Below are 10,878 nucleotides of genomic sequence, written 5' to 3'. Positions count from 1 at the left end.
CGCCTCGGGCGGGCTGGTCGGGCGCGGGCCGCGGCCGGGGGTGGAGCGGGGCTATCACCTGCGCTTCGACGGGGAGGAGGCGCGGCTGACCCGGCCGGTCGGCTGGGCCGAGGGCGGATTCTATGCCACGCCGATGGCCGGTCATCTGCGGGTGGCGGGGACGGTGGAGCTGGACCGCTGGGACGCGCCGCCGACGCCTGCGCGGCTCGACTACGTGGCGGCGGGGGCGGCGCGCATGGTTGGCGACCTGCCCGCGCCCTCGGCCGCCTGGGTGGGCGCGCGGCCCTCGATGCCCGATGCGAAGCCGGTGATCGGGGCGCTGAGGCCCGGCGGGCGGGTGCTGGCCGCCTATGGCCATCAGCATCTGGGGCTGACGCTGGCCGGGGTGACGGGGCGGATGGTGGTGGATGCGGTGCAGGGCCGCGCGGCGGAGCCGGGGGGCGAGGCGCATTCCCCGGCGCGATTCGTCCGCAGGTAGCAAGCGGGCTTCACCTCCCGCGCGTAGCGATTTATGGTCGGCGCGACGCAACCGACCGATCCGCAACCCTGCCACGGGGGCCATCCTCACATGACAGCCCAGACACGCGGCGCCTCCTCGCGGGTGCTGCTGCAAAAGCTGCGAGACGTGCTCGCCTCCCGCGAGGGGGGGCAGGAGCGGCTGGACCGCATCGTTCGGCTGATCTCCGAGACGATGGAGACGGAGGTGTGCTCGATCTACCTGCGGCGCGACGCGCGGACGCTGGAATTGTGCGCGACCAAGGGTCTGAACGAGGATGCGGTGCACCAGACGCGGCTGCGCTTCGGGCAGGGCCTGGTGGGGCGGGTGGCCGATCAGGGCGCGCCGATCAACACGGCGGACGCGACGCGCACGCCCGGTTTCCGCTACATGCCCGAGACGGGGGAGGAGGTCTATTCCGGCTTCCTCGGCGTGCCGATCCAGCGGCTGGGCGAGAGCCTGGGCGTGCTGGTGGTGCAGAACATCTCGGCGCGCCGGTTCTCCGACGACGACCTGCACGGGCTGGAGGTCGTGGCGATGGTGATCGCGGAGATGGCGGAGGCGGGGGCCTTCACCGGGACGGGCGGGACGGAGTTTTCGGCCCCGCATACCGGCTCGGCCTTCTTCCGGGGCGTGCAGGGGCAGGAGGGCGTGGTGGAGGGCGTCGTCCACTTCCACGACCCGCAGATCGTGATCTCGGACCCGGTCAGCGACGATCCAGAGGGCGAGCACCGGCGGCTGCACACCGCGCTGCACCAGCTGCGCGGCGAGGTGGACCGGATGCTGCATGGCGACGTGGTGGAGGAGACGGGCGAGGCGGCGGAGGTCCTGCAGACCTATGCCATGTTCGCCCGCGACCGCGGCTGGATCGCGCGCATGGAAGAAGGCATCCGCGAAGGGCTGGCCGCCGAGGTCGCGGTCGAGAAGGAGCAGTCGGCGATCCGTCAGCGCATGGCCCGGATGAGCGATCCCTATCTGCGCGAGCGGTTCCACGATCTCGACGACCTGTCCAACCGCCTGATGCGGCTGCTGGCCGGGCGCGGGCAGGATGCCGCGATCCCCGACGACGCGGTGCTGGTCGCGCGCAATATCGGCCCGGCGGAGCTGCTCGACTACGGCAAACGGATCGTGGCGGTGGTGCTGGACGAGGGGGCCGTCAGCTCCCACGCCGTGATCGTGGCGCGGGCGCTGGCGATCCCGCTGGTGCTGCAATGCAAGCGCGTGACGCGCGAGGCGGTCGAGGGCGATCCGATCCTGGTCGATGGCGACCAGGGCTTCGTCCACCTGCGGCCCGAGGACAGCGTGCGCAACGCCTTCGTCGAGAAGATCGCGATGCGCGCCGAGGCGCAGGAGCAATACGCCGCCCTGCGCGACCTGCCCGCCGAGGCTCGCTGCGGCTCGATCGTCGCGCTGCACATGAATGCGGGGCTGATGGCCGACCTGCCCTCGCTGGTCGGATCGGGGGCGGAGGGCGTGGGCCTCTACCGTACGGAATTGCAGTTCCTCGTCCGCTCGAAGGTGCCGCGCCGGTCGGAGCAGGCGGCGCTCTATTCGCGCATCCTCGACGCGGGGCGCGGCAAGCGGGTGGTGTTCCGGACGCTCGATATCGGGTCGGACAAGGTGCTGCCCTACATGCGCCCCACGGACGAGCCGAACCCGGCGATGGGCTGGCGCGCGATCCGGCTGGGCCTCGACCGGCGGGGCGTGATGCAGATGCAGGTGCAGAGCCTGCTGCGCGGCGCGAACGGGCGGCCCCTGTCGATCATGTTCCCGATGGTCGCGCAGTTCGACGAGTTCCGCGATGCCCGCGCGCTGGTCTGGGAGCAGATCGAGCGGGAGCGGGCGATGGGCCACACCCTGCCCGAGCGCATCGAGATCGGCGCGATGCTGGAGACGCCGAGCCTCGCCTTCGCGCCCGATGCCTTCTTCGAGGCGGTGGACTTCCTGTCGATCGGGGGCAACGACCTCAAGCAGTTCTTCTTCGCCGCCGACCGGGAGAACGAGCGGGTGCGCCGCCGCTACGACACGCTGAACGTCAGCTACCTGACCTTCATCGGCCAGATCGTCGAGCGGTGCCGCCGTCACGACACGCCCGTCAGCTTCTGCGGGGAGGATGCGGGCCGCCCGACCGAGGCGGTCTGCCTGTCGGCGATGGGCCTGCGCCACCTGTCGATGCGGCCCGCGAGCATCGGGCCGGTCAAGCATCTGCTGCGGCGCGTGAACCTCGACGACGCGCGCGAGGTCATCGACGCGGCGGCGGCGCGGGGCGAGCAGAGCGTGCGCCCGGCAATGGAGGCTTGGCTGGCCGAGATGGATCAGTCGGAGGGCTGACCATTGCCGCCTCGGCGTGCGCTGTCTAGAAAGCGGGCATGACGCAGGACCTCCCCTCCCCCGACGCGCCGTTGAAGATCGGCACCCGTGGCTCCCCGCTCGCGCTGGCGCAGGCGCACGAGGTGCGCGACCGGTTGGCGGCGGCGCATGATCTGCCCGAAGCGGCCTTCGAGATCGTGCCGCTGACCACCACCGGCGACCGGGTGCAGGATCGGCCCTTGAGCGAGATCGGCGGCAAGGGCCTGTTCACCAAGGAGCTGGACGCGGCGCTCGACGACGGGCGGATCGACATTGCCGTCCATTCCACCAAGGACGTGGCCAACACACTGCCCGAGGGGATGGTGCTGAGCTGCTTCCTGCCGCGCGAGGATGTGCGCGACAGCTTCATCTCGCGCGAATACGGCGCGCTGGCGGAGTTGCCGGAAGGGGCGGTCGTCGGATGCTCCTCGATCCGGCGGCGGGCGCAAATGGCGGCCATGCGGCCCGACCTGCAATTCGTGGAGTTTCGCGGCAACGTGCAGACGCGGCTTGCGAAGCTCGACGCGGGGCTCGCGGTGGCGACGCTGCTGGCCTGCGCGGGGCTGCGGCGGCTGGGGCAGGAGGAGCTGATGAACCCGATCGCGCCCGAGGTGATGCTGCCCGCGGTGGCGCAGGGCGCGATCTCGATCCAGCAGCGGGTGGCGGATGCGCGGATCGTGCCGCTGCTCGCGCCGCTGAACGATGCGGCGACGGCGGCCTGCGTGCGGGTGGAGCGGGCGTTCCTGGCGGAGCTGGACGGATCGTGCCGGACCCCGATCGGCGGGCTGGCGGAGATGGACGGCGACACGGTGCGGCTGCGTGGCGAGATCCTGAAGCCCGACGGCTCGGTCGTGCATGGCGACGCGTGGTCGGCGCCGCTGGCGGAGGCGGTCGAGATGGGTGCCGCCGCCGGGCGGGAGCTGAAGGAGCGGGCCGGGCCGGGGTTCCTTGCCTGAGATCCTGCTGACCCGCCCGCGCGCCGCATCGGAGCGGTTCGCGGCGGAGCTGCCGGAGGGCTGGCGCGCGCTGATTGCGCCGCTGATGGAGATCGAATTTCGGAAGATCGCGGTGGGGGCGCAAGGCGCGGCGGGGGTCGTCTTCTCCTCGGCCAATGGCGTGGAAGCCTGGCGGCGGGCCGGGGGCGGCGGCGTGCCCGCATTCTGTGTGGGGGGACGGACGGCGCGCGCGGCGCGGGAGGCGGGGTGCGAGGTCATGGCGACGGGCGCGGACCTCGCGGCGCTGGTGCCGCTCTTGCCGGGCGGGCGGCTGATCCATGTGCGCGGGGTGCACACGACGCGACCCCTGGCGGAGCTGGTGCCGGGCGCGGAGGTGGAGGAGCGGATCGGCTATGCGGCGGCGGCGCGCCCGCTGACCGACGAGGCGCAGGCCGCGCTGGCGGCGGGGATCCTCGACGCCGTCGCCTGCTTTTCGCCGCGCTCGGCGGCGCTGCTGGTGGCGGAGGCGCGGGCGGAGTGGCGGCTGGAGCGGACGCGGCTGGTGGCGCTGTCGGGCGCGGTGGCTCAGGCGCTGTCGCCGCTGGGCAGACCGGTCGAGATCGCCGCGCGGCCCGACGCGGCGGCCTTGCGCGATGTTCTGCTGCACTGCGATGATGGGGACTTGTAGCACGGGCGGCGCGGTCTAGCTTGAACCGAAGCCCGACCAGACCGAGAGTTCCAAGATGTCCGATCCCAAACGCCCCGACGACACCCCCGAGACCGAGGCCGAGACCGGCCCCGTGGCGGAGCGGGACCGGGACGACAGCGCGGGGGAGGTCGAGGACGCCGAGATCGTGCGCGAGGACGATGCCGCGGCGGAGGATGCCGACCGCCCGGACCGGCTGGACGATGCAGATGACGAGACGCTGTCGGACGAGGTGATCGCGGAGGAGAGCGGGACGGCGGACGATGGCGACGTGCGGACCGAAGGCGACGATGCGGACGCGGTCTCGGATGACGACATGGTAGACGATGCGGCTCTGACCGACGGGGCCGAAGCTGACGACACAACCCCGGCCGTCACGCCGTGGGGCGGAGCGCCCGCCGACATAAACGCCCGGTCCACCAGCGACCCGGCGAGCCCGGCCTATGTGCCGCCCGAAACGGGCGCGGAGCCGGTCTATGTCGATGACGAGTATCACGAGGAGACACCCTCGGTCGCCGCGCGCATCCTGTTCTGGCTGTTCCTGCTGGTTCTGGGGGGCGTCCTGGTGCTGTGGGCCGGGCCGCGGATCGCGCCGAACCTGCCTTCGGGGCTGTCGCCGGTCGCCGAATGGCTGATGCCGGGCCAGCGGGCCGCCACCTTGCAGATCGAGGAGCTTGAGGAGCGTCTGAACGACCGGATCGCCGAACTCGACACCGGGCTGACGCCCGATGGCGTGACCGCCGATATCGACGCGCAGATCGCGCAGTCCGAAGCGCGCGTGGCCGACCAGACCACGGACCTGACCGACCGCATCAATGCTTTGTCCGACCAGGTCGCCGCCGCCGACAGCGCGCAGATCGAGGAGCGGCTGGGCCAGGTGGAGACCCGGCTGGAAGGGCTGACCGCGGAGATGAGCGCGCTGCGCGACGACCTGACCGGCCTCGCCGCGGGCGATGGCGGAATCACCGGGCAGAACGCGCAGGAGATCGACGCCTTCACCGCCGCGCTGGCGGGATTGCAGGCCGAGCTGGACACGCTCGCGGCCCAGAACGGCGCGCTGAACCAGCGGCTGGACGAGGTGGCCGCGACCGCCGAGCGGCGGCTGATGACCGCGCGGCAGGAGATGGAAGCGGCGGAGGCGCAGGCGCGTGCCGAGGTCGCCCGTGCCTCCGAACGTGCGGGCATGGTCGCGCTGCAGAACGCGCTCGCCACCGGGGAGCCCTTCGAGGAGGCGCTCTCGACGCTGGAGGGCGAGGCCGAGATCCCCGAGCCGCTGCCCGCACTCGCCCCCGAAGGGGTGCCGACCGAGGCGGAGTTGCAGACGAGCTTCCCCGAGCGGGCCCATGCCGCGATCCGCGCCGACCTGTCGCCGGAGGAGAGCGACGGGGTGTTCGGCAGCGCCGGGGCCTTCCTGCGCTCGCGCCTCGCGGGCCGCTCGCTGACCGAGCGGGAGGGCGACGATGCCGACGCGGTGCTGTCGCGGGTCGAGGCACGGCTCGACGAGGGCGATCTCGACGCCGCGCTGAGCGAGGCGGAAACCCTGGGCGAGGCCCCGCGCGCCGAGATGGAGGCGTGGCTCGACGAGCTGCGCACCCGGCGCGACGCGCTGGCCGCCTATGACGAGCTGGCCGAACGGCTGGCCGGCACCAACGAATAAGAACCGAAGGACCTGCCGCACATGCTCTGGCCGCTTATCAAGATCGTTCTCTTCGTGGCTCTGGTCACCGCCGCCGCCTTCGGCGTGATGTGGGTGATGGAGCAGGATGGCGGGCTGACGGTCGCCATCGGCGGGCGGGAATATCCGTTCTCGCCCGTGGAGGTGCTGGTCTTCGTGCTGATCGCGCTGGTGGTGCTGGCGATCCTGTTGAAGCTGGCGGGGTTCCTCGTGGCGCTGATGCGCTTCTTCGCCGGGGACGAGACGGCGGTGTCTCGCTATTTCGACCGCAACCGCGAGCGGCGCGGCTTCAACGCGCTGGGCGAGGCGATGATGCTGAACGCCTCGGGCGACGGGAAGGCGGCGCTGGCGCGCGCGCGGTCTGCGGACAAGAAGCTGGCCCGGCCCGAGCTGACGCGCCTCGTTACCGCGCAGGCGGCGGAGCTGGCGGGCGAGCGCGCCGTGGCCGAAGAGGAATACAAGGCGATGCTGACCGATCCGCGCACGCGCTTCGTCGGCATCCACGGGCTGATGCGCCAGCGCCTCGCGATGGGCGAGACGGAGACGGCGCTGAAACTGGCGGAGAAGGCCTTTGCCCTGCGGCCCAAGCACGAGGCGCTGCTGGGGACGCTGTTCACGCTGCAGACCGAGCAGGATCACTGGCGGGGCGCGCGGCGCACGCTGGCCGCGCAGGTCAAGGCGGGCACGCTGCCGCGCGATGTCGCCAACCGGCGCGATGCGATGCTGAACCTGGCGCTGGCGCGCACGGCGATCGCAGAGGAGAATTACGGCGAGGAGGCGGATGCGGCACTGGAGGCGCATCGCCTGTCGCCCGATCATGTCGCCGCATCCGTCGCGGCGAGCCGGGTGCACCTGCACCGCGAAAGCCCGCGCGCGGCGCAGCGCGTGCTGCTCAAGACCTGGAAGCTGAACCCGCATCCCGACCTCGCCGCCGCCTATGCCGCGATCGAGCCGGAGGAGAGCGCGGCCGCCCGTCGCAAGCGGTTCGAGCCGCTGGTCAAGGCGAACCCGGATCATCCCGAGACGAAGATGCTGGTGGCCGAGATGGCGGTGGCGGAGGAGGACTTCCCCGCCGCGCGGCGCGCGATGGGCACGCTCGCCACCGACCAGCCGACGACGCGCGCGCTGGCGCTGATGGCGGCGATCGAACGGGGCGAGGGCGCGGAGGACCGCGTGGTGCGCGCCTGGCTCGCCCGTGCGCTGACGGCGCCGGTCGGGCCGCAATGGGTGTGCACGAACTGCCGGACGATCCATTCGGAATGGTCGGCGGTGTGCTCGAATTGCGATGCGTTCGACACGATCTCCTGGATCGAGCTGCCGCAGGGCGCGCCCGCGCGGGCCGAGAGTGCCGCGATGCTGCCGGTCATCACGGGCATGTTCGGGCGCGATCAGGAGCCCGAGGCGGACCCGGAGGCGGAGCCGGACGACACCCCCGCGCCCGACGAGGTGGTCGACCCCACCCCCGCGGAGCCCGTCGAGGCGCCGACCGCGCCGCGCGAACCGAAGGCGGATATCGACGAGATCGCGCATGACGTCACCGATACTGCGGCAGGGCGGACTGCGAAGAAGTCCGGCTGAGCTATCGCGCAGGGCGTGCCGGACGCCCCCTGCCCGATGGACAAGCGCGCGGCGACGGCGTGCGCGCGCGACCAACGGCACTCGCCGCCGGCTGCCGATACGGCGGCGGGTGTGATGTCTTCGGAAGATCGGTAGGTCGGAGAAAAGTGGTGCCGCTGAAGGGACTCGAACCCCCGACCCCATCATTACGAATGACGTGCTCTACCAGCTGAGCTACAGCGGCACTCTTCTCGTGGCGCGCGGGCGGCTGTGCGTCCCGGCGAACCGTGGGTTCGTCTATCCGCTCGGCCCGCGGCCTTCAAGGGAAATTCTGCCGGGCCGGGGCGTTCGCGCGCCGGAGCTCATCCGATATGTGCGTCGGGCGGGATCGTGGGCGGGGCGGCGTTGAGCGTCTCGATGGCGAAGCCCGTGGCGGCCTTGTAGCCGGCCATGAAATCGCGCCGTTCCTGCGGCGGAATCACCGCGTCGATCTCGTCGAACACGCCGCCGCAGCGCTCGTCGAGCAGGTTCAGGAGCCCGAACGGACCCGCGCCGCGATTGCGCAGCACGAGGGCGGAGACGGGAGCGCAGAGTTCCGTGTCATAGGCGGCGAGAGCCTCTGGCGTCAGACCGTGCGCCAGCAGCTTCGCGCCGAGCACGCGGGCGTCCACGATGGCTTGGCTCGCCCCGTTGGAGCCGGTGGGGTACATCGCGTGGGCGGCATCGCCCATCAGCGCGACGGGGCCATCGACCCAGGTCGGGACCGGGTCGCGGTCGATCATCGGGTTCTCGTAGTAGCAATCGGCGCGGGAGAGCATGTCCGGCACGTCGAGCCAGTCGTATCGGAAGCCGTCGAAATGATGCACGAAATCGGGCAGCTGCACCGGGCGGAACCAGCCGTCGTGGGGCCAGCCATCGGTGCCGTCCATCGTCACTTCGGCGATCCAGTTGACGAGTGCCATGCCGTCCGCGTCGGGGGCGGAGATCGGGTAGATGACCATGCGGTGCCGGTGCGTGCCGAGGCCGACGAAGGACGCGCCGCCGCGAAGTGGCTTCGCCCGCACGGTGCCGCGCCACATCAGCGCGCCACCCCAGTGGATCGGCGGCTGATCGGGGTGCATCTGCGCGCGGATTGGGGAGTGGATGCCGTCCGCCGCGATCAGCAGGCGGGCGTCGCGCTGGCCGGTGGTGCCGTCGGGACCTTCGACCTCGACCGTCACGCCGTCTTGCGTCAGGCGGTAGCCGTGCACGCGGGTGCCAAGCTCGACGGCGTCGGGACCCAGCCGTTCGACCACCTTGTCGTAGAGCATCATGTGCAGGCGGCCGCGGTGGCAGCCATATTGCGGCCAGTCATAGCCCGCATCGCGCCCGCGCGGTTCGGCGTAGACCTCGCGCCCGTTCAGGCCGACCAGTGCCCATTCGCGGATCGGCAGGCCGACGCGATCGAGATCGGCGGCGGTGATGCCGAGGTCGTAGAGTTCGCGCACCGCGTTGGGCTGCAGGTTTATGCCGACGCCGAGCGGCCGCATCTCGCGCGAGGCCTCCAGCACGCGGCAGGGGACGCCGATCTGGTGAAGGGTCAGGGCGAGGGCGAGCCCGCCGATGCCGCCGCCGGAGATGAGGACGGGGGTCATGCGGCATGCTCCTTGGCCAGGGGTGTGATCAGGCGGCGCAGGCGGTCCGGGTCCGGGTGGTGCCGCGCGACGGCGGCGATCCGGCGCCCGATGCAGTCGCGGAACAGGGCGGCGGCGGCCTCATGGAACGAGTGGGCAAGCGGGGTGGCGTCGGTTGCAGCGGTCGCGCGGGCCTTGAGGTCGTGCCAGCGGGCGAGCAGGGTCGCGTCCGGTGCGCCATCCGCGAGGTCCGTCATCAGGGCCTCGAACAGGTCGGCGCCGCCCGAGCGCAGGCCGCGCGTGACGAGGGTGCGCATGTGGATGCCGTTGGCCCCTTCGTAGATCGCGCAGATGCGGGCGTCGCGCCAGATCTGCTCCATACCGTATTCCGGCAGGTAGCCGTAGCCGCCGAGCACCTGGATGCCGAGATCTGCCGCGCGCGGCCCGGCCTCGGACCCCGCGACCTTGCACAGCGAGGTGAGGAATTCGGCGAGCGCGGGATCGGCGCCGTGGGCGACCTGCACCAGCGAGACGTGGCACATCGCGCGGGTGGTGAGGGCGAGCGCGTCCTGTTCGTCGAGCATCCGGCGGATATCGGCGTGATGTGTCAGCATGGCGGGGCTGCCATCGGCCTGCCGCCCCTGCCCGCGCCCGCCTGCATAGGTCCGGGCCAGTCCGGCGGCGCGGGCGGCGTGGCCGACACCCTGCAAGGCGACGTCGAGCCGGGCGTGGTTCATCAGCACGAACATGGCGGCGAGGCCCTGCCCCTCCGCCCCGATCAGCTCGGCCCGCGCGCCGTCGAACACCATCTGGCAGGTGGGCGAGGCATGAAGGCCCAGCTTCTCCTCGATCCGGGTGACACGTGCGCCGGACTGGCGCGGGCAGAGGAACAGCGACAGCCCGCCGATGCCCGGGCCCCCGCTGCGGGCGAGGACGAGGTGCAGGATGTCGTCGGACATGTCCTGATCGCCGCCGGAGATGAAGATCTTTTCCCCGTCGAGGCGCCAGTCGTCGCCGTCGCGCGTGGCCTTCGTGCGGATCGTGCCGAGGTCCGAGCCTGCCGCCGGTTCGGTGATGCACATGGTCGAGAGCGCCGTGCCGGAGGCGAGCCGGGGGATCCAGTGCGCCTGCTGCGCCTCTGTGCCGAATCGCAGCAAGGTGGTGATGGCGCCGGGCACGAGGTTGCAGACCATCTGCAGGGAATGGTTCGCCCCGGCGAAGATCTCGGACACGCAGGCGGCGACGAGCGGCGACAGGCCCATGCCACCGAAGGCTTCGGGGGCGGTCAGGCCCTGCCAGCCGCCCTCGGCCAGTTGGCGAAAGGCGGGGCCGAACCCGTCGGGCATGTGGACGCGGCCCTGTTCCAGCCGCGCGCCCTGCCGGTCCCCGGGCCCGTTCAGCGGGGCGATGACCCCTTCGGCGAACTGGCCGAAATGGGTCAGCACCTCGCGCGCGGTCTCCGCGTCCCAGCCGGTGGCGGCATCGGCCCCGGCCACGTGGGTCATGGTGAACAGGATGTCGTCCACGGGCGCGTTGAAAGGCGTCAT

At 71.8% G+C, this 10,878-nt stretch carries 8 protein-coding genes and 1 tRNA gene; 6 read left to right on the top strand and 3 right to left on the bottom strand.

Features of this window, described 5'->3' with window-relative positions; all coding sequences use genetic code 11:
- From RX333_RS08365 to RX333_RS08340, 6 genes are all read left to right on the top strand, one after another.
- The coding region (locus RX333_RS08365) for an FAD-dependent oxidoreductase (protein ID WP_316014472.1) at positions 1-478 on the top strand (478 nt) is incomplete at its 5' end.
- Positions 479-568: 90 nt separating this feature from the next.
- A complete protein-coding gene (gene ptsP / locus RX333_RS08360; protein ID WP_316014471.1) occupies positions 569-2,827 on the top strand; it encodes a phosphoenolpyruvate--protein phosphotransferase in 2,259 nt (752 codons plus the stop codon).
- Positions 2,828-2,865: 38 nt separating this feature from the next.
- A complete protein-coding gene (hemC, locus tag RX333_RS08355) occupies positions 2,866-3,801 on the top strand; it encodes a hydroxymethylbilane synthase (RefSeq protein WP_316014470.1) in 936 nt (311 codons plus the stop codon).
- Positions 3,794-4,468: a uroporphyrinogen-III synthase gene (locus RX333_RS08350; protein WP_316014469.1), complete on the top strand. Its 675-nt coding sequence runs from the start codon at positions 3,794-3,796 to the stop codon at positions 4,466-4,468. The genes hemC and RX333_RS08350 overlap by 8 nt, the downstream gene beginning before the upstream one ends.
- A 55-nt stretch (positions 4,469-4,523) precedes the next feature.
- Positions 4,524-6,143 carry a COG4223 family protein gene (locus RX333_RS08345; protein WP_316014468.1) on the top strand — a complete coding sequence of 540 codons (1,620 nt, stop codon included), beginning with the start codon at positions 4,524-4,526 and terminating at the stop codon, positions 6,141-6,143.
- Between the two features lie 21 nt (positions 6,144-6,164).
- Positions 6,165-7,739, top strand: a complete 1,575-nt coding sequence (locus RX333_RS08340) for a heme biosynthesis protein HemY (protein WP_316014467.1) — start codon at positions 6,165-6,167, stop codon at positions 7,737-7,739.
- A 147-nt stretch (positions 7,740-7,886) separates the two neighbouring features.
- Here RX333_RS08340 and RX333_RS08335 read toward each other — a convergent pair.
- The 3 genes from RX333_RS08335 to RX333_RS08325 all read right to left on the bottom strand — a co-directional run bounded on the left by RX333_RS08335 (position 7,887) and on the right by RX333_RS08325 (position 10,878).
- Positions 7,887-7,962: transfer RNA gene (locus RX333_RS08335), tRNA-Thr, on the bottom strand.
- 118 nt (positions 7,963-8,080) lie between these two features.
- The gene (locus tag RX333_RS08330; protein WP_316014466.1) at positions 8,081-9,352 is read right to left on the bottom strand and encodes a flavin-dependent oxidoreductase; all 1,272 of its coding nucleotides are present in this window, start codon (positions 9,350-9,352) and stop codon (positions 8,081-8,083) included.
- A complete protein-coding gene (locus RX333_RS08325) occupies positions 9,349-10,878 on the bottom strand; it encodes an acyl-CoA dehydrogenase family protein (protein ID WP_316014465.1) in 1,530 nt (509 codons plus the stop codon). Before RX333_RS08325 ends, RX333_RS08330 begins: the two co-directional genes overlap by 4 nt.

The sequence above is a fragment of the Roseobacter sp. HKCCA0434 genome, from assembly GCF_032464675.1.
Classification (GTDB): Bacteria; Pseudomonadota; Alphaproteobacteria; order Rhodobacterales; family Rhodobacteraceae; genus Pontivivens.
The sequence above is the reverse complement of the archived record's forward strand: the minus strand, read 5'-3'. Positions and strand labels throughout refer to the sequence as shown.

Excerpts from the sequence above, each read along its gene's own strand:
- RX333_RS08330 (WP_316014466.1), bottom strand. The coding sequence starts at position 9,352 with ATGACCCCCGTCCTCATCTCCGGCGGCGGCATCGGCGGGCTCGCCCTC.
- ptsP (WP_316014471.1), top strand. The coding sequence starts at position 569 with ATGACAGCCCAGACACGCGGCGCCTCCTCGCGGGTGCTGCTGCAAAAG.
- RX333_RS08325 (WP_316014465.1), bottom strand. The coding sequence starts at position 10,878 with ATGACGCCTTTCAACGCGCCCGTGGACGACATCCTGTTCACCATGACC.
- RX333_RS08340 (WP_316014467.1), top strand. The coding sequence starts at position 6,165 with ATGCTCTGGCCGCTTATCAAGATCGTTCTCTTCGTGGCTCTGGTCACC.
- RX333_RS08345 (WP_316014468.1), top strand. The coding sequence starts at position 4,524 with ATGTCCGATCCCAAACGCCCCGACGACACCCCCGAGACCGAGGCCGAG.
- hemC (WP_316014470.1), top strand. The coding sequence starts at position 2,866 with ATGACGCAGGACCTCCCCTCCCCCGACGCGCCGTTGAAGATCGGCACC.